The 20,658-nt window shown below is 34.3% G+C and carries 14 protein-coding genes; 1 reads left to right on the top strand and 13 read right to left on the bottom strand.

Annotated elements, in window-relative coordinates:
- Positions 1-141: 141 nt before the first annotated feature.
- The 9 genes from EKL95_RS13535 to EKL95_RS13495 all read right to left on the bottom strand — a co-directional run bounded on the left by EKL95_RS13535 (position 142) and on the right by EKL95_RS13495 (position 14,066).
- Positions 142-2,889 (bottom strand): aminopeptidase, encoded by a 2,748-nt coding sequence (locus EKL95_RS13535; RefSeq protein ID WP_126555821.1) that lies wholly within the window; start codon positions 2,887-2,889, stop codon positions 142-144.
- Between the two features lie 198 nt (positions 2,890-3,087).
- Positions 3,088-3,816, bottom strand: a complete 729-nt coding sequence (locus EKL95_RS13530) for a TIGR00730 family Rossman fold protein (protein ID WP_126459840.1) — start codon at positions 3,814-3,816, stop codon at positions 3,088-3,090.
- A gap of 120 nt (positions 3,817-3,936) precedes the next feature.
- Positions 3,937-4,296 (bottom strand): cupin domain-containing protein, encoded by a 360-nt coding sequence (locus tag EKL95_RS13525; protein WP_126459837.1) that lies wholly within the window; start codon positions 4,294-4,296, stop codon positions 3,937-3,939.
- Positions 4,297-4,332: 36 nt separating this feature from the next.
- On the bottom strand, positions 4,333-7,164 hold the full coding sequence (gene uvrA, locus EKL95_RS13520) for an excinuclease ABC subunit UvrA (RefSeq protein ID WP_126555773.1): 2,832 nt from the start codon (positions 7,162-7,164) through the stop codon (positions 4,333-4,335).
- Between the two features lie 101 nt (positions 7,165-7,265).
- Positions 7,266-9,050, bottom strand: a complete 1,785-nt coding sequence (locus tag EKL95_RS13515) for a chloride channel protein (protein WP_126454883.1) — start codon at positions 9,048-9,050, stop codon at positions 7,266-7,268.
- A 212-nt stretch (positions 9,051-9,262) separates the two neighbouring features.
- A complete protein-coding gene (gene ggt, locus EKL95_RS13510) occupies positions 9,263-10,948 on the bottom strand; it encodes a gamma-glutamyltransferase (protein ID WP_126564421.1) in 1,686 nt (561 codons plus the stop codon).
- A 14-nt stretch (positions 10,949-10,962) separates the two neighbouring features.
- The gene (gene ggt / locus EKL95_RS13505) at positions 10,963-12,648 is read right to left on the bottom strand and encodes a gamma-glutamyltransferase (RefSeq protein ID WP_126555779.1); all 1,686 of its coding nucleotides are present in this window, start codon (positions 12,646-12,648) and stop codon (positions 10,963-10,965) included.
- A gap of 145 nt (positions 12,649-12,793) precedes the next feature.
- On the bottom strand, positions 12,794-13,207 hold the full coding sequence (locus EKL95_RS13500; RefSeq protein ID WP_126454889.1) for a GxxExxY protein: 414 nt from the start codon (positions 13,205-13,207) through the stop codon (positions 12,794-12,796).
- Between the two features lie 280 nt (positions 13,208-13,487).
- Positions 13,488-14,066, bottom strand: a complete 579-nt coding sequence (locus EKL95_RS13495) for an ACP phosphodiesterase (RefSeq protein ID WP_126564420.1) — start codon at positions 14,064-14,066, stop codon at positions 13,488-13,490.
- Between the two features lie 120 nt (positions 14,067-14,186).
- Between EKL95_RS13495 and glmM the strand changes: the two genes are divergently transcribed.
- Positions 14,187-15,578 (top strand): phosphoglucosamine mutase, encoded by a 1,392-nt coding sequence (glmM, locus tag EKL95_RS13490; protein WP_126564419.1) that lies wholly within the window; start codon positions 14,187-14,189, stop codon positions 15,576-15,578.
- Positions 15,579-15,771: 193 nt separating this feature from the next.
- Here the strand turns inward: glmM and EKL95_RS13485 are convergent, their stop codons facing one another.
- The 4 genes from EKL95_RS13485 to EKL95_RS13470 form a co-directional block, all read right to left on the bottom strand.
- Positions 15,772-16,341, bottom strand: coding sequence for a PepSY-associated TM helix domain-containing protein (locus tag EKL95_RS13485; RefSeq protein WP_126555785.1), 570 nt, complete (start codon positions 16,339-16,341; stop codon positions 15,772-15,774).
- A gap of 100 nt (positions 16,342-16,441) precedes the next feature.
- A complete protein-coding gene (locus tag EKL95_RS13480; RefSeq protein ID WP_126564418.1) occupies positions 16,442-18,976 on the bottom strand; it encodes a TonB-dependent receptor in 2,535 nt (844 codons plus the stop codon).
- Positions 18,963-19,877 carry a FecR family protein gene (locus EKL95_RS13475; protein ID WP_126564417.1) on the bottom strand — a complete coding sequence of 305 codons (915 nt, stop codon included), beginning with the start codon at positions 19,875-19,877 and terminating at the stop codon, positions 18,963-18,965. The genes EKL95_RS13480 and EKL95_RS13475 overlap by 14 nt, the downstream gene beginning before the upstream one ends.
- 62 nt (positions 19,878-19,939) lie before the next feature.
- Positions 19,940-20,455, bottom strand: coding sequence for an RNA polymerase sigma factor (locus tag EKL95_RS13470; protein WP_126459810.1), 516 nt, complete (start codon positions 20,453-20,455; stop codon positions 19,940-19,942).
- Between the last annotated feature and the right edge of the window lie 203 nt (positions 20,456-20,658).

Here is a 20,658-nt window from a genome sequence, read left to right as displayed (position 1 = left end):
CTAGATTCATAATTCATTGAAATAAATATAATTAAATTATTGTAATTTATTCTAATAAAAAGCATCTTATTTTTTTAGTATATGTAATTTTAAAATCAATTCACTAAGAATAGTTTAATAATTAATGAGAATCTTATTGGATTAGAACCATTTTCGATTAAAAAGATTGATTAATGTTTTAGGTGAAAAAGTTACGATGAAGCGTATTTTTTCATTGTAATTGTTTTGGGCAATTTCCCATCCATTTGTAGAATAGACCGGAAAATATAATTCAAAATAATCTGTGACTAAATTTAGGCGTATACCACTGTCATAGACAAATCTTTCTTTTACATTTTTATTTTTGATTAAACCAATGTCACCATATACTTCAATCCAGTTCCAGATACTATAACTGGCATTAAAGCTGGTAAGCCATTGATTGGCATAAGGCGTAGCAATTTTTGATTTAAAACCGCCTTCGGCCAATACATATTGTTGACTAAAAATCCCTGTACTTTCAGACCTTCCAAAATAATTGTAATCAAAAAGGTAATCCGTTGGCCGGTCTAATGCGAAGCTGAAAAAATCGGATTGCGTTTTATTATACAAAAAACTTCCCGCATACAACCGTAAATTAATTTGCCGGTTGTTTTCAAAGAGTTTTCGGTATTCAATTTCACCTGTAATTTTTCCGAATTTACCAGAAATTTGTAGATCCGTAGTAAAATTAAAATGGTTGGTAACTTCTGTTTTGGTATTAATATATCTCGCATCAAAAACAGAATAATTTTCGGGGGAGTTGTCAAGTACCAGGATGCTTTTTTCTTTATTGACAATTACTTGTCGGAATAAGAAAAGCTGTTTCCTATTGTCTCTGAAGTTGGGCTCTCGGATACGCAATTGCACCGTTGGATTTAGTCTAAGATACGCTGCATCCTGTGCATAATGAAAATAGGATCCACTTACTGAATATCGGGCATTATACAGCGTTGTGTTTCTGAAATTTTGGTTGACCACAAAAAATGCTGAACCAGATACGTTATTTGATTTAGTAGAATAAGATGGATTGACATCAAAAACAAAAGGCTTTTCCAGAATGGTTTTGTTATGCAATCTGATGCCGGGAGTTAAACCATCGTATAAATTGTAATATATTGACGGAACATACAGTACTTGATTGTAATAAGGATCCTCTAAGTCTTTCATGAAAACAAACTTTACAGGACGATTATTAGGGAAAAACCCTTCTAATTTCTTCCAGTTATTTCTTAAGTTATATTCTGGAACTTCATTTTTTAGATTTAAAATAATTTTGTCAGCATTATTTCTGGGTATCGTGAAAGTAGTATCGGTTTCATTAATATCCAGCCATTGCTTAAAAACAATTTGACCTTTTTTAGTACCATAAACTGGAATGGGAATAAGAGTTCCAGTTCTGTTTTTAATTGAAAAAGTGATACTGTCTTGGGTTTTTAAGACGCTTGAAAATTTATAATCAATGATGTCTCTTGAATTAATGATTGTATTAAAAAACCAACTGATATCTTTAGTTGTATTTGATTTTAATAAAATTTCAAAATCGGATCTTGATACTTGTTCCAACTGATTTTTTTTATAAAATTGTTGAATACTGGTCTTTACAGCATCATTTAACAAATAATCATCCAGAAACCGAATGCTTAATCCCGCACGGTATTTACTGGCAATTTGTTCATTGAATTTTATTAAAGTGTTCTTTGGATCGCCTAATGGCTGATCCAGATTTTTGCGAGCCATCAACATATAGAAATAACTGTATTGTCCATTAAAGTCAATATTGGTCAGATTGAAACTTTTTAGCAATCGGATGTTTGATGCACTGCCCATCATTTTAGCTTTGGGATGATTTTCATCCATATATTTCATCATCGCATAAACTTGAATACCATCATAAATCCAATTGTCTTTTCTAGGATCCAGATGTAAACTCTTTTTTAAATATTCATTTAAATAGGCTTTTAGAAATTTAATTTCGAAAATAAATTCATCAGAAAAAGGACTTATAAATGAGGGAAGCTGATTCAATCCATAAAACGGATTTTTCTCATAATCCGTTTGGGAAACTACAATTTTTTCGTAAGGATATTTCCCAATCAAATTACTTGCAAAATTCACAATTCGGTCAATTGCAATTGCTTTTTGAATGTTGTCTAATTTGTTGCTTTTCATATCCGTGAGTACTTCAACTGAACTGTTTTTGTAACTCTCAAAATTCAATTTAGGCTCAATGATCAGACTGAAATCAGTTCTGTTATTCCCCCACAATTTGTAGTTTGAAAAGCCATTATTATCAGTTGTTTTCTCACTGTTTAAATCGGATGTTGCTTCTAAAGTAGTGGGTATTTTAAGATCAATTTCAAAGTTAGAAATAGCATTGGCAATATCATCCAGATTATTATTACTATTTTTGATAAAAGCATGGTTTTCATAACGCGCAGGAGTAAGGTACCAGTTTTTAAGGTTTACAGTTCCATTGTTGTGGTAACCAAATTTTGTAAATTTTTCGCTGGGGATTTTAGTAATGTACGAGAGATTTAAATTGATTTTCTGGTTTGGAAGTAGCGGATTTTTTAATTGGACAACTACATAATCAGGATTTTTCTCTGTCCTTTGCCAAGACAAAAACTGCTGAGTGGCATCTGTAATAATTAAATTTATTGTGCTACCACGCTCTTCTTCTTTGGCTAAATGAAATCCTCTATAAAATTCATCCGAAAATCGTTTGGCTAAAGGCGTATTTTTATTGGAAAAGGCATGATTCCAGTCATTCAAAACAATAGATGTCAACGTATCATCGGACTGATTATTAAAAATGATTTCCTGCTTAATATCCAATGTCTTTTTTTCAATATTTAACACTACAGAGATGGTAGAGTGCTGCTGTGCATATTGATTCAATGTAGCTAATAAAAAAAGAATGTAACAGAATATTTTAAGGTATGATTTCAAATTCAGATATTGATTTATTAAAAAAATAAATGTACTTATAATTAGATAGTATTCTTACTAGGGATCTTAAAATAAAACAAAAAAAAGAAGCTGTTTTGAAGCAACTTCTTTTTTTGTTTAAAAATTTGGAGATAAATCGTATTTCTTGTAAAAGGCATTCAGGACGTCAACCACTTCATCTTCTGTATCTACAATTTTAAATAAATTCAAATCTTCGGCATGAACTGTACCTTCTTTTTCCACTAAAACCGTTTTTATCCATTCAATTAATCCTGCCCAAAAGCTGGAACCAACAAGTATAATTGGGAATCGAGCAATTTTTTTGGTTTGTATTAAAGTCATCGCTTCAAATAATTCATCCATCGTTCCAAAACCTCCCGGCATCACTACAAAACCTTGAGAATATTTGACAAACATCACTTTGCGAACAAAGAAATAATCAAAATTAAGGTTTTTATCACTGTCAATATATGGGTTGAAATGTTGCTCAAAAGGCAGTTCAATATTCAATCCTACTGATGTTCCACCACCCAAATGTGCACCTTTGTTTCCTGCCTCCATAATTCCTGGACCACCGCCAGTGATTACACCATAACCGGCCTTACTGATTTTATAGGCAATCTTTTCAGCAAGCAAATAGTAGGGGTCTTCAGGCTTTGTTCTGGCAGAACCAAAAATGGTTACGCACGGACCTATGCGTCCCATGCTCTCATAACCATTAACAAATTCGGCCATGATTTTAAAAATCGCCCAACTATCATTGGTCCTAATTTCGTTCCAAGTCTTTCTTTTCAGTCGGTCTTGGATTACTCTATCTTCGTCGTTATCAAAATCTTCTAATCTCATTTTCAAAAATATATTTTAATTTCTCTTTTTTTTGGAGCTATTTCCTGCTATCCATTTCAATCTTTATTGTTTTAAAGAAAAACAATAAAGGATTTTCATTGCTATCAGGGCTAAGCAAATTTAATACGTTTGCTCTTCAATGGATTTTGTTATTTTAGATATAACTTTACCAGTATGTTCAGTAGTTTTTGATTCTATCAGCATTATTAAACAGTCGTCAGTTGACGAAACTCTGTGGTTTATACCTTTTTTTACCACAAATAAATCTCCTTTTTTCATAGTGAATTTAGGTTCGTTTTCAATTTCCATTAAAAGTTCTCCTTCTACAATGTAAAATAATTCATCTTCATTTTCATGATTATGCCATGGTAAATCTTGGCCTTTGATTTTTGCCACTTTAATAAATTGATCATTAACTTCACCAATTATTTTAGGTGAAAAATAGTTTTCGACACTACTGAACGCTTCTTTTAAATTCATAATTTCCAAAAATTATTTTTTTATTTTTTATGTATACTAAAGTAATTCTTTTTTCAAGAATTGCGCCGTATAGCTTTTCTTATTTTTAATAATTTCTTCCGGAGTTCCTTTGGCAATGAGTTGTCCGCCGCCTTTTCCGCCTTCAGGACCAATATCTATAATATAATCCGCAAGTTTAATCACGTCCATATTGTGTTCGATAATCAAAATCGTATTTCCTTTGTCAACCAGTTTATTGATCACTTCCATCAACACTCGAATGTCTTCAAAATGCAAACCAGTTGTGGGTTCATCCAGAATATAAAACGTGTTCCCAGTATCTTTTTTAGATAATTCTCCCGCCAGCTTAATGCGCTGTGCCTCACCGCCGGAGAGTGTAGTGCTTTGTTGTCCAAGGGTAATATATCCTAATCCAACATCCTGAATAGTTTTTACTTTTCTATAAATCTTCGGAATCATTTCAAAGAACGGAACCGCTTCATCTACTGTCATATTCAACACATCCGAAATGGATTTTCCTTTGTATCGAATCTCCAAAGTTTCTCTGTTAAAACGCTTTCCTTGGCAGGTTTCACATTCTACATATACATCAGGTAAAAAATTCATTTCAATCGTTCGCACTCCAGAACCTTGGCAGGTTTCACAACGTCCGCCTTTGACATTAAAACTAAAACGTCCGGCTTTATATCCCCGAATCAGACTTTCAGAAGTCATCGTAAACAGATTTCTGATTTCGGTAAAAACTTCGGTATAAGTTGCAGGATTAGAGCGTGGCGTTCTGCCAATCGGACTTTGGTCAATATCAATCACTTTATCAATATGTTCCAGTCCTTCAATTTTTTTATACGGTTTTGGTTTTTTGACGCCATTAAAATAATACGCGTTCAAAATAGGGTAGAGCGTTTCATTAATTAACGTAGATTTACCACTTCCGGAAACTCCAGTCACGCAAATCATTTTGCCCAAAGGCAATTCTATCGAAACATTTTTCAAGTTATTTCCGGTTGCTCCGGTCAGTTTTAGGAATTTCCCATTTCCCTCCCGACGTTTTGCTGGAACCTCAATTTTCATCTTCCCATTGAGATATTGTGCCGTAATGGTATTTGAGGCCATTGTTTCTGCAGGAGTTCCAATGCTAATGATTTCTCCTCCGTATTTTCCTGCTTTTGGTCCAATATCAATTACATAATCTGCACGTTCAATCATATCTTTATCGTGTTCTACCACAATTACAGAGTTTCCAATATCGCGTAATTGTTCCAGGGAATGAATCAATTTATCATTATCTCTTTGGTGTAAACCAATACTTGGCTCATCCAAGATATATAAAACACCTACAAGTTGCGAACCAATTTGAGTCGCTAATCGAATGCGTTGTGCTTCACCACCCGAAAGTGATTTAGAGCTTCGGCTTAAAGCCAAATAATCCAAGCCTACATTCATTAAGAAGTTCAATCGATCCTTAATCTCTTTGATGACTTCGGTAGCGATGCGTTTTTGTTTGTCGGATAAATGATTTTCTAAGTCATTAAACCAAACCGTTAGATCCGAAATATCCATATCGCACAATTCGGTACTATTCTTTTCATTGATTTTAAAGAACATCGCTTCTTTTTTCAAACGGGAACCGTCACAAACCGGACATTTTATTTCGTCCATAAATTCCTTTGCCCAGCGCTTGATTGATGTAGAGCCGCTTTCATCATGTTGGTTTTTTATGAAATGTGAAATCCCTTCAAAATCAATTTTGTATTCTCGGGCAACGCCTAAATCTTTTGAGTTGATGGTGAATTTTTCTTTTCCGCCATTCAAAATCATTTCCATCGCTTCCTGCGGAATGGTTTCTATGGCATCCGTCAATTTGAAACTATATTTTTCGCCTATGATTTCAAGTTGCTTAAAAATCCAAGATGACTTGTATTCGCCCAAAGGCGCAAAACCGCCATTTTTTATGGATAATTTTGGATTTGGAATAATCTTTTTTTGGTTAATTTCATTGACTGTTCCTAAGCCATTGCAATGATCACAAGCGCCTTTTGGGGAATTGAAAGAAAATAAATTGGGTTCGGGATTCTGATAGGAAATTCCAGTAGTAGGACACATCAAATTCCGGCTAAAAAATCGTACTTCATTGGAATCTTGATCCAAAACCATCAAGACGTTCTCCCCATGATGCATGGCTGTATTGATGCTTTCCGACAAACGTTTCTCGTTATCTGGGGTGGCTTCAATCACCATTCGATCCACAACAATTTCGATGTCGTGTGTTTTATAACGGTCTAATTTCATTCCCAAAGTAATATCCAATACATCGCCGTTTACGCGAACTTTAAGAAAACCTTGCTTGGCAATTTGTTGAAAAAGCTCCGCATAATGTCCTTTGCGAGACCGAATAACTGGCGCTAAAATATTGATTCGCTTTCCGGTAAAATCTTGAATAATCAAATCTTTGATTTGCTCATCAGAATAAGAAACCATTTTCTCGCCGGTGTTGTAACTGTATGCATCAGCTGCACGAGCATAAAGCAAACGCAGGAAATCATAAATTTCAGTGATAGTTCCCACGGTGGAACGCGGACTTTTACTGGTCGTTTTTTGTTCAATAGCAATTACAGGAGAAAGTCCGTCAATTTTATCCACATCGGGACGTTCCAAGCCACCAAGAAACTGGCGTGCATAAGCCGAAAAAGTTTCTACATAACGGCGTTGCCCTTCGGCATAAATAGTATCAAAAGCTAAGGAGGATTTTCCAGAACCTGAGAGACCGGTAATTACAACCAGTTTTTCCCGAGGAATAGAAACATCTATATTTTTTAAGTTGTGAACGCGAGCGCCTTGAACTTCGATGGTATTGTCTTTGTCTAACATAATTTTTCGCAGATTCCGAATTTTTCGGAAACAAAGTTACTATTTTGATTTATTCTTTCGATAGAACACTTTAGAAGTTTGTGTTAAAAGTAATTACGAAATTATTCTATCGTCATCGATTTTAGTTTAGTTCTGTAAGCCTCAAGCGCAATAGATTTAGAAATAAAACCATAATATTTGTCGTTTTTGAGTACTGGCAAAAAGGCTACTTTAGATTTTTCAAATTTATTCATGACGGTTTCCATACTGTCATCCGGAGTGACTGTTTCCAAAGGTTTTATCATAATATCTTTGACCAAAGTATATTTAACTCTATAGGTATTGAATATTATTTCCCGAATAGTATTAAAATGAACCATTCCTAGAAGTTGATTTTCTGGATCTACTACAGCAAAAATTACTTGATTGGAATGTGATATCAAATCTACTAATTTTTCTAAATTTTCATTTGGCGTGACCGTTAAAAAATCCGTTTGAATAATAGAATTTGTTTCTAATGTGGAAAGAACATTAGTGTCTTTATTGCTGGTAAATGCATGTCCTTTTTGAATAAGATTTTTTACATCCATAGAATGTTTTTCAAAACGCTTTGAAATAGCAAAACTGATAGAAGAAACAATCATAAGTGGAATCATTAAATTATAACCTCCTGTAATTTCAGCAATTAAGAAAATCGCAGTCAATGGCGCATGAAACAAGCCACTCAATATTCCGGCCATGCCAACCAAAGTGAAATTGCTGATAGGAAGTTTCGTTAATCCGGTTAAATTTAAAAATTTAGCAAAGAAAAAACCAACATAAGACCCCAGAAATAGGGAAGGTGCAAAATTACCTCCATTACCACCACTACTCAAGGTTATTCCTGTAGCAAAAACCTTTATCATCATGGTGCAACCTACAAACAATAAAAGCGCCCAACTATTATTTCTAAAACTACTGAATAAAGTGTTCTCCAATAATTTTCCGGGATCATTTTCGGATAATGTTTTGATACTTTCATATCCTTCTCCAAAAAGTGTTGGAAAAATAAAAATAAGAATGGCCAAAATAGAAGAACCAAATAAGGCTTTTTTATAAGGCGATAATTTAAGTCTGGCAAAAAAATGTTCTACCCTTTGAAAGTTACGGGAATAATAAACGGAAACAAACCCGGTAAACAAGCCTAAAAGTACGTAAAAAAAAAGGTTGTGATAATCAAAACTTTGCTGTTGCTTAAAGGACAGTAAGATGGCTTCGTCCAAGGCAATGACGGATACTAATGCGCCTGTTGCCGCTGCAATCATAATGGGTGTAAATGCCGCAATACTCACATCAACTAATAACACTTCAATAGCAAATAAAACCCCAGCAATTGGCGCATTAAAAGCAGCGGCAATACCTGCGGCAACACCACAACCGATTAGAAGCGTTCGGTCTTTATAACTCAGTTTATATTTTTGGGCATAATTAGACCCAAAAGCAGCTCCTGTAATAACAATAGGGCTCTCCAGACCTGCAGACCCTCCTAATCCAACTGTTAGTGAGCTAGTAACAATTTGGGAATACATTTGTTTTTTTGGAATAATACTTGCTTTTTTGGCAACAGCATATAAAATTTGCGAAGTTCCTTTTTGTATGGTTCCTCCCAAAACTCTTTTGACTACAAAAACAGTAAGCAGAATACCAATTATAGGCAAGATACTATTAAGAAAACCTAATTTTAATATTCCACTGACATACGTGGCAAAAGAAAAAACCCAATGAGCAAAAGTTTTTAAAACGATCACGGCAAATGCAGAAGAGATACCAACTAAAACAGCAGATAAAAATATAAACTGTTTTGGAGTCAATAAAGACTGTGCTATGGCAATTATTACTTCTAATTTGGTGATCAACTTTTTGAACATTATATTTTTTTTAAAGGGGATGCAAAACTACTATTATTTTAATCCTAACAAATGTTTTTTAAAGCTTCTTTTGTGCTTAAGGGGTTTAAATTACAATTTGCGACAAACTGCTGCACAGCTTTTGGATCTATTTTGTGTAAAAGCGTTTTCTAAGGCGTGTGTAAATTTCATAAAAAAGTAAATTTGTCATCATTCCGAGCACAATCGACGGACTAAAAACCAACCGCTGTATCGTCACCTCTAAAATCAGCACCACCCTCTAATTTTTTAGTTGGTAAAACCAAAATCGCATCTACTTTTCCTATTACAGGTGTTGTTTTTTCATTGATGATGTATCCTCGGGACTTTAAGGTTTCAAAAGTTTTAGCATCGAAAGTATTAGGCTCAAAAGTGATTAAATCCGGTAACCATTGATGATGAAAACGAGGTGCGTTTACTGCTTGTTGCATGCTGAAATTATACTCAGAAACATTTAAAATCGTTTGCAATACGGATGTAATAATTGTCGAGCCTCCGGGAGAACCCACAACCATGAATAATTTGCCGTTTCTCTCCACAATTGTTGGCGTCATGGAACTCAGCATTCGTTTTTGTGGCGCAATACTATTAGCTTCATTTCCTACCAATCCAAACATATTAGGCACACCTGGTTTGGCACTGAAATCATCCATTTCGTTGTTGAGGAAAAATCCCAATTCATCACAATAGTATTTAGACCCGTAACCGTCGTTTAATGTTGTTGTTGCCGAAACAGCATTCCCAAACTGATCTACAATAGAATAATGAGTAGTTTCTGTACTCTCATTATAATTTACTTTTCCTTCTTTTATATCCGATGATAAGGTGGCTTTTTCAAAACTAAAATTCGACATTCTTTGTTTCAAATACGCATCTGCCATTAAGGCTTTTAAAGGAATTTTTACAAAATCAGGATCGCCCAGATAATAACTTCTGTCTGCGTAAGCCCTTCTTTCGGCTTCAACAATAACTTGAATGGCTTCGGTTGAGTTATGTCCCATTTTAGCCAGGTCGAAAGGCGCTATCATTTTGAATATTTCAGCGAGACATATTCCGCCACTGCTGGGTGGAGGCATCGAGATTATCTTTAAATCCTTGTAATCAAAAGTGAGTGGCGTCCTCCATTTGGCTTCGTATTGAGCCAGATCTTCTAAGGTGATGATAGCTCCTTTTTCTTGAAGGTATTTCACTAATATTTCAGCAGTTTTCCCTTTGTAAAATTCAGCTCTGCCATTTTTTGAAATCCTTTTCAACGTAGCTGCCAGCGCAGGATATTGTATTACATCATTTTCTTTGAAAGCAGTTGCAAATAACGTTTTGTTCCCATTTACTTTTATAATTCTATCTCGATAAGCAGCTAGTCGGTCTTCTTGTTTTTTGGTAACAATAACCCCTTTTTCGGCTAATGCAATTACAGGTTTCAGGATGTCTGCAATCGGTAATGAACCTAGTTTTTCATGAACTGCAAAAACACCGGCAATTGTTCCGGGAACTCCAATAGCCAGCGGAGACTCAGTACTTTTTCCTTTTATGACATTTCCTTTTTCGTCCAGAAACATATCTTTCGTGGCTGCTATCGGCGCTTTTTCACGGTAATCTAACGAACCAATTTCACCGTTCGCTTTTCGGTACACCATAAAACCGCCACCACCAAGATTTCCAGCAAACGGATAAGCCACTGCAAGAGCTAATTCGGTTGCCACCATCGCATCAAAAGCATTGCCCCCTTTTCGCATGATTTCAACTCCAATTTTGGAAGCTTCTACCCGTGCCGAAACGACCATTGCTTTATCAGCAACCAATCCTGTGGGCTGAACCATTATATTTTGGGTTTTACACCCAATAGAAAGCATACATAGTAGAATACTAATTTTTTTCATTTGAATGTATAAATTTAAAAACCAACGGCTTTATTATCACCTCTTTTGTCTGCTCCACCTTCTAATTTTCCATTTGGCAAAACCAAAATTGCATCAACTTCACCAATGATTTCTTTGTTTTTTTCATTGATTAAATAGCTTTTTTTCTTCAGATTATTCAATAATTCTGTATCGAATGAATTGGGTTCAAAAGTAATTTCATCGGGTAACCATTGATGGTGAAAACGTGGGGCGTTTACCGCTTCTTGCATGCTCATATCAAATTCATACACATTTAATATCGTTTGTAACACCGATGTGATAATGGTGGAGCCTCCCGGCGTACCTACAACCATAAAAAGCGTACCGTTTTTTTCGACAATCGTGGGTGTCATGGAACTTAACATTCTTTTTCCGGGAGCAATACTGTTGGCTTCACTTCCAGTGAGTCCGTATAAGTTGGGAACACCCGGTTTGGCACTGAAATCATCCATTTGATTATTCAAAAAGAAACCCAATTCGTCACAATATATTTTAGAACCATAGTTATCATTTAAAGTAGTTGTTGCTGAAACTGCATTCCCAGCGGCATCAACAATAGAGTAATGTGTGGTTTGGTTGCTTTCATATCCCTTGATTGCTCCGTGGGCAATATCCGAAGATTTAGAAGCTTTATCAAATGAAAAATCAGCCATTCTTTTTTCTAAATAGGATGGACTTACTAATTCTTTTACCGGAAGTTTTACAAAATCAGGATCACCCAAGAAATAATTCCTGTCCGCATAGGCTCTTCGTTCTGCTTCAGTAATGACTTGAATCGTTTTTAGGCTGTTGTGTCCCATTTGCGAGAGGTTGAAGGGCTCAATCATTTTCATGATTTGATTCAAACAAATTCCACCACTGCTGGGAGGCGACATCGAGGTGATTTTTAAATTTTTATATTGAAAAGTAATTGGAGTTCGCCACTTGGCTTTATAACTATTAAAATCTTCAATGGTGGTATTTCCACCTTTTTCAGCAAGAAAAGCAACTAACTTTTGAGCAGTTTCTCCTTTGTAAAATTCATCTCGTCCGTTTTTAGCAATTCGTTTTAATGTTGCTGCCAAAGCGATGTATTTTATAGTATCATTTTCTTTATATACTTTAGAAAACAAACTGTTCTTACCATTACTTTTTATAAAGGAGGCTCTGTGATACGCTAAACTTTCGGCTTGAAATTTAGTGACAATAACACCTCTTTCTGCCAAAGCAATTACAGGTTTGAGAATTTCACTGATGGGTAAAGAGCCATATTTTTTGTGTACTTCAAATATTCCTGCAATGGTACCCGGAATTCCAGATGCCAAAGCAGTCGCAGTACTTTTTCCTTCAATTACATTTCCTTTTTTGTCTAGAAACATATCTTTAGATGCTGCCAAAGGTGCTTTTTCTCTGTAATCGATAGCGCCTGTTTCACCATTGGCTTTTCTGAAAACCATGAAACCGCCACCACCAATATTTCCCGCCTGAGGATGTGAAACCGCCAAAGCCAGTTCCATGGCAACCATAGCATCAAAAGCATTACCGCCTTTTTTCATGATTTCAACTCCAATTTGCGACGCTTCTTCACGAGCGGAAACGACCATCGCTTTAGAAGTCACTAAACCTGTTGGTTCGACTGTTTTTTCATTTGATTTGCAACCTAAAACGGCAAAGGCAAGTAGGAATAGTATTTTTTTCATTGTATAATATATTTTGGTTTTAGGTGTATTGTTTTGGTTGTTTTATATTGTAATACTTTAAATGGTTTGACCACATAGAGACATAGAATTTTAGTTTGTGTGTAAAAAAACTTCGCTTAAAAATAGATTTCATAGACGGATTTAGTTACTCTGTTGGTAAAATTTTATAAAATTCATTAACGAAAGTCTTTTGCCCCTCTTTGAAAATATTATAACAATTAAAATTTATCAAAACACCTTTTGGTGATTTTAATAATTTCATATGATTCAAAAGTTTTGCTTCAAAAGCAGGATGTATTTCTGAGACGGCTTTAAACTCAATAACAATTAAGTTTTCAACTAGCAAATCACATCTAAAATCAGATTCCATGATTTTGCCTTTGTAAATGACAGGTATTTTAAGCTCTGAAATAAAATTAATATTCCGCACCCGTAATTCCTCTTTCATACATTGGTGATAGACGCTTTCTAATAAACCTCTACCCATGATTTTATGAACTTCTATTGCTGCCCCAATAATTTGAAAGCTTAATTCATTTAGATATTTTTGTGTAATCATCCTTTTAGTCCTTTCGAATTATTAATCTTCTTAAAGCGTTGTTGATTTAAATATAATATTGTCTTTGTAATACTACTAAGTAAGTCGAAAGTTTAAAAGTCGTAAAGTCAAAAGAATTAACTTTAAGTAAAATAACTTTAAATTAGATTGTTACATGATTTTATCCTGATTTTAAAATACGACATTATACCATGGTTATTACTTATGTTTGAAAATTATTTTCTAATCTGTCTCTACAAAAAACAAACTTATGTTTCTATGTGGTAAAAAAAATCATTAATCAATTCCTTTTTTGTTTTGCAAAAGCGTTCAATTCTTCAAAGAATTCCGTGAACTCCTTTTCAAATTCCGAATAAAATTCTGAAAGCTCATTGGTAGCAAACCGCATTTTAGATTCATTTTTGGTGCGATGGTCCATTTGAGTCAAAATATGCTCAATTCCTTCAACCGTTTGATAACTCACCAGCCAATTTTCTTTCATCATGGTAGGCATTAGTCCTTTGGTTCGTTCTGACAACATCTCATAATTATAATACAAGGATTGGTAAAATCGTATCACAAAGTCCTCTAGTTTTTCATCGGAATACTTCGTCCAGTTTTTAGCCAAAAAATGGTCGTAAAAAACATCAACAATTACACCTGCATAATGATGATAATGCTCATGCAGGCGTTTGGTACTTTTTCTAAAAACAAGATGTGCATCAGTAAAAGTGTCAATGGCACGATGCAGAATAATTCCTTTTTGAATTTCTAAAGGAAAGCTTTCAAAATGTTTTCCCCGAATTCCATCGGCCATGAAATTGCCAATTTTGATTAAATCATTATCACCGGAAAGATAGATGTGTGCTAGAAAATTCATTCGCCTAATTTAGGAATTTAAATGGTTAATTTTGAATTCTAAATGACTTTTATAAAGCGTCAATTATTATATTTGTGAGCAATTTAAAATTTATAATTCAAAATTTAAAATAATTAATCAATGACTTTAATAAAATCAATATCGGGAATACGTGGGACAATAGGAGGTAAAGTAGGAGATAACCTGACACCTGTTGATGCGGTTAAATTTGCCGCGGCGTACGGAACTTGGTTAAAAAAATATATCGGGAAGGAAAAAATCACTGTTGTTGTAGGTCGTGACGCCCGTATTTCGGGACCAATGATTCACAATTTGGTGGTAAATACTTTAATTGGTTTAGGAATTGACGTGATTGATTTAGGTCTATCAACAACCCCAACGGTTGAAGTTGCTGTTCCGTTAGAAAAAGCTGAAGGTGGCATTATCCTTACCGCTTCTCACAATCCAAAACAATGGAATGCCTTGAAATTATTGAATGAAAAAGGAGAATTCCTGAATGGAGAAGAAGGCTTGAAAATTCTTGAAATTGCTGAAACGGAAGCTTTCGATTTCTCAGATGTGGATAATTTGGGAGAAATTATGATTAACGACGCCTACATGGATATTCATATTGATGAAGTGTTGAATTTGCCTTTGGTAGATGTTGATGCAGTAAAAGCAGCTAAATTTAAAGTGGTTGTGGATGGTGTAAATTCTTCTGGAGGAATTATTATTCCAAGATTATTGGAATTAATGGGCGTTGAAGTAGTCGAGTTATACTGTGAACCAAATGGTCATTTTCCTCACAATCCCGAACCGTTGAAAGAACATTTGACCGATATTTCAGAATTGGTTGTCAAAGAAAAAGCAGATTTAGGAATCGTGGTAGATCCTGATGTGGATCGTTTGGCTTTCATTTGTGAAGACGGAGAGATGTTTGGTGAAGAATATACTTTGGTGGCTTGCGCCGATTATGTATTGAGTAAAACACCAGGAAATACGGTTTCGAATATGTCGTCTTCCCGTGCGTTGCGTGATGTAACTATTTTGCATAATGGAAGCTATGAAGCCAGTGCGGTGGGTGAGGTAAATGTAGTCGAGTTGATGAAAAAGAACAATGCTATAATAGGTGGTGAAGGAAATGGCGGAATCATTTATCCGGAACTGCATTACGGTCGTGATAGTTTAGTGGGAGTAGCGCTGTTTTTAACGCATTTGGCCAACAAAAAAATGACGGTTTCTGCTTTGCGTGCTTCGTATCCGGAATATTATATGAGCAAAAACAAAATCGAATTGACGCCACAAATTGATGTAGATGCGATTCTTGTTGCCATGACGGAAAAATACAAAAACGAAGATAGTACAACCATTGACGGTGTAAAAATTGACTTTGCTGAAAATTGGGTTCACCTAAGAAAATCGAATACGGAGCCTATAATTCGTATTTATACCGAAGCTGCTTCACAAGAGAAAGCAGATGCTTTGGCACTTCGAATTATTGATGAAATAAAAGCAGTGGCTGGAATATCTTAGAAATCTAAAATAAATACTGACAAATAGCCTGTTTGAATTATTAAACAGGCTTTTTTGATCTGTCCTTGGAACTAAATTAAAGCGTAAACTTTTATTTTAGTCTTCTTTGCAGATGACATTGCAGAGGAATGATTATGATTATTTATGCAATAATAGAGAAAATAATGAAGTGTTATTTACTTGAATTACCACTTTATGATTTTCGTTTCATTCTCTTAGGCCCATACCAGAGCCAAAATCCTGTAATTGTAAACAGTAAAAGTGCAAATCCCATGACGGTTGTGTAAAATAATTTGAAGAAACCACTACCCGTTTTGAAGTAATCGTCAACAATTGATCCATCGTGTATTTTTTCAATAATATCAGATCTTCGTCTTTCAATATGCAATAATTTCCCTGTTGCTCCGTCTAGTTGAATTCCCCAATAATTCTCAGCAAAAATAAATTTCACCATTCCTTTATCTTTTTTTATTTCAATGCGCTCTAGTTCTAAAGTACTATCTGCTGAAATAGAATCATGTACAATTTTGCAAGCATTTTTATGCAAACTATCAATAGGAAGCCAGTCTTTAAATTGCACCGAAGTACCTTGATAAGATTTTGATTGCAGTAGTCCGCCACTATTTTTTTTCCAACCTAATAATAGTCCTGTCACGGAAACAATAAAGAAAAATAGGAATAAAAAAGCGCCAGTTGTTCTGTGTAATTTTCTAAAAATCCGGAGTAATTTAGCTTGTTGTTTTCTTGAATTATTTTCGGTCATTTTAATGCACTATTTTTTATGGTAATTTGGATTAAATTTTTCTATCAGCACATTATAAATAAAGCAATATAATCTACCTTAGGTGGTAATAAAATAATCCTTAAAAATTTACTCTGAAACTTATATTTGGCGTTAAGCCAAGTGACTTATTGTCTACTTGAATGGCATCATTAGTATCATTTGGATTGACTTTGTAATAGCGATTGATGACATTGTCCTGATTGGAAGCATTGATTACACCGGCTGTAAACGAAGCTTTAATTGATTCAGACAGGTTGAAATTATACTGCAAGGAAGCGTCTAAACGCATGAAATTATCTAAATTTTCATTGTTGGGGGAATCGTAGTTGACCATTGTGGCATTTCCGTCTTGTATGGTTTCATTTCCTGGAATGGGTTTTGTGTACGGTTGCCCGTTTCGCCATACTCCACCAACAGATACTTTTAGATTTTTGATTATATCATAATAAAACCCAATAGAAAAAGAATGTCTTATATCCGCATTATTAGGAAAAATAGAAGGCGTAAAAACAGCAAATTCATAATCATTGATGCTATAGGTGTAACTGAACCAAGCACTATATTTACGAGCTGTTTTATTGGCTAGAAACTCAATTCCTTTTGCTGTATAGCTGCCGTTGGCATTAATAAACTGAAAACTATTATAGAAACCCTGATTAGAAGCCGTTATTCCCTCTACCAATTTATAAAATCCAGTAAGCTCAATATTTAATTTTTTTTGGTTGAATTCTATTCCAAAAGAGCCTTGTTTACTTGTTGCAATCGGGATATCTTGATTGTTTACTAAAACCCAACGTCTTTTTTCGACGCCAAGAAAATCAGCTTCAAAATCAATTATTTGTGCAGTAGTTTGATTTTTAAATTCCCCTTCCAGTTTCAAAGCAAAAGTAGTTGATAATTTTTGTCGGATATTTATTCTTGGTTCAATCAAAAATTTATTAAATTTTTGAAAATAATTTACACGCATACCAACTCTAAAATAGGTGTTAGAGTTGTTGTATTCCGCTTCCGAAAATAGGGAATGATTTAACAGCACATCCTTTTTAGTTCGTTTATATGACGGAGCGCTAACGGTAGTTTCGTTTAACATTCCTGTTTCATTAAACTGGTACCCGGATAAAAGGCTTAGGTGCTTATTTACTTTATAATGGGTATTTAGTTTCACGCCAGTTTCCAGAACTTCATTGGTTTCTGTGAGTCGTTGGTCAGTTTCTATCCTATAATCAGTGGCGTCGATATTGTATTTTGAAAAATAGGTAATCAGGTTGGTACTCCATTTTGAGGTCCATTGTGCTTTCCAGTTTCCGCCGTAACCAATATTATTTTGAGAAAGTGTACTTGCTTTTGTTTCAGTATTGTTCGTATTAGCGTTGCTCTCAGAATAGGCCAAAGCATTATTTATTCCAATAATATTGGCTCTAAACTGATGTTTTTCATTTAAATCAAAAAGTAATTTAGCGGTAAAATCGTAAAAGTAAAAATCAGAATTAGTATTCTTGTCTGAGCTATCGGCATTGATTTCGCTGTCCTGAAAACTTCTTTCAAAATAATTGTTATAAGTTGGTGTATTGAAAAGATCCGTAATAGAACGGCGACCTGAAAGGTGAAGTTCCAGATCCTTAGCTAACGGAATGGCAAGAAAAGCATCGGCACTGATGAGATTGACACCGGCTCCACCGGAAAATTTGTTCGTCACTACGTCTTTGGTTTGCATGTTTATGGTGCTGGAAACTCCATCACTGTACTCCGCACTAGTTCCGTTTTTGGTGATAGTCACTTTTTCGGTAAGATTTGGATTATAGGCAGAAATCAATCCGAAGAAATGACCGGAATGGTACATTTTGATATTATCCCAAATGACCAGGTTCTGATCGTTAGTACCACCACGAACATTGATGTTTGCAATGCTTTCATTGGTACTTTCAATTCCGGGAAGTATTTGTATGGATTGTAAAATATCAGGTTCAATAAGTCCAGGAAGAATCCCGAATTTTTTTGTGTTTAAAACGGTACTGCCGTCTAAAAACTTTTGCAAACCAGGGGTCAAATATACATTAATTAACACTTGGTTCAGCGTTTCGCTTTTTGCTGTAAGAGTGATTTCCAGACAATTAGTACCGGATAAAAACAGTTCTTTTGCAGGAATCTCTTTAATTTCATATCCTAAATACGAGAGCGTAATTGTTGAATTCAGAGGTATGTTTTGTAATTTAAAGATACCCTTTTCAGTTGTAACGGTGCTTCTGGAAGTATTCTTTACCAGTACGGAAGCACCGGAAAGTGGCCTCTTATTTTCCTGGTCAAAGACAGTCCCGCAAACAGCTATCGTTTTATTGATAACCGAAACGGTAATGTACCGCTTGTCTAAAACTTTAAAATTCAGTACTGTTTTAGCATTAAGATAATCTATAACCTGAGGTAATGTGAGTGTAGTTTCAGGTTTTTCTATTGAAACAGCGACTACATCTTCTACAGCATACGAAAATTTAATATTAAATTGTTTCTCTATAGAAAGGATAAGAGCCGTTAGTGGAATTTTTTTTGGAGAATTTTGTCCGTAACACAAGCTTCCAAAACAAAGTAATAGCAAAATCAGCCCTTTATTTTTCATCATAATTATAAAATATAACGGTTTTGCCTTCCATTTTATAACTTAATTTAAGCGGAATTGTAATCGCCTGAAGGGCTATATTTTGATCTTTATGTGTAAAACTACCTGTAAATAATTTAGTTGTATCCAGATTTCGTGTTTTAATTTTTAGATCATATTGACGCTCCAGTTCTGCAATAACCTGATTAAGAGGAACACGGTCAAAACTAGATTCTTCTTGAATCCACGAAGGGTTTTTTGCATTTAAGTCTTGAACACCTTCTATGGCATCATTTATAATTCGGAATGTTTTGCCAGGATGCAATTTAACGATTTGATTTTTGTAGGACACGCTAACTAAGCCTTCATAGCAATTTACTTCAAAATATTTGTTCCGTTTTTTTACATTAAATTGTGTTCCTAAGACAGTAATAATTCCGGCATCTGTTCGCACACTAAAAGTTTTTCCTTTTTTGACTTTAAAAAAGGCTTCTCCGTCTAAAGTTAAATTTCTTTGATCATCCCATTTTTTGTCGTTAAAAGTTATTTTTGAATCAGAATTTAAGATTACTTCAGAATCATCAGGAAGGTTAAAGGTTTTTGTTTGTGCTATTTGGGTCTCAAATGTCTGAATGTTATTAAAAAACAAAAAATAAGACGACGTCAATAAAACCACTAAAACTGCAGCTACTTTAAACCCTGTTTTAAAATTTAGGGTTCTGACTTTTGTTTCCTTTTTAGACTGATTTCTAGCTGTAAATGCTGCAAAAGCTTCCTGAGCATCTACTTGTGGAGCTTCCATTTTAGAGGCATAATAAGCAATTTTATCAAGTGTTTGCAAGCTATCAGATTGTTTTAAATCCTCAATTTCTGTACTTGAAAGCGCATCGTCTAACCATTTTAATATTTCTTTTTCGTTTTTCATTTTAATATCGCTATGTTTATTAGACAACTAACTTTTAAATTACCCTACGGTAAAATGGTTATTTATAGGTTTTCTATCTGGGATTTTAAAAGTTGCAGTGCTGCCGACATTCTTTTTTCTACGGTTTTTTGAGAAATGTCGAGTATTTCAGCTATTTCTCGGTACTTTTTGCCATCGATTCGATTCATCAAAAATACTTCTCGTTGCGCTTCACTTAAGGATGCAATTGCTTTAGTAAGTTTTTGTTTGAATTCTTCTTCTTCAAATAAATATTCTGGATTTTGATTATTGGTGTCTAAATTTGGTGTTTCTTTCGCATACTGCAATACTACTTTGTGGTGTTTTATAGTATTTAGAAATAAATTTGATATCGTTGTAAATAAATAAGTTTTTACTTTACTGAAATCAATTTTGGCACAATTCTCCCAAATTTTAGTAAAAGCATCTTGAACTAAATCTAAAGCAGTATCAGTATTACCACATTTATAATAGGCAAAATTAGTTGCTGATTGTACTTGCTTTAAGTAAAAGTCTCTAAAGTGTTTTTCTTCGCAAAGTGTACTCTTTTGGTCGTCCATTTAAAAGGGATTCATTTTTTGTAGATTGTAAATGTAATTTTTTTTTCAAAAAGCAGTCAGGTTAATTCGAATTGATTTTTACTTAAAAAAAATATAAAATCGTATAGCACTGTTATATAGTTATTTATGAATTTTTTAATAAAAATTTATATTTTTTTTAAAAATAAAATAGGGTAAAACGGAACGTAGTTGTCTTACTAAAA

It is taken from the genome of Flavobacterium sp. LB2P53, assembly GCF_003970305.1.
Lineage (GTDB): Bacteria > Bacteroidota > Bacteroidia > Flavobacteriales > Flavobacteriaceae > Flavobacterium.
This window is presented reverse-complemented; position numbering and strand designations above follow the sequence as displayed.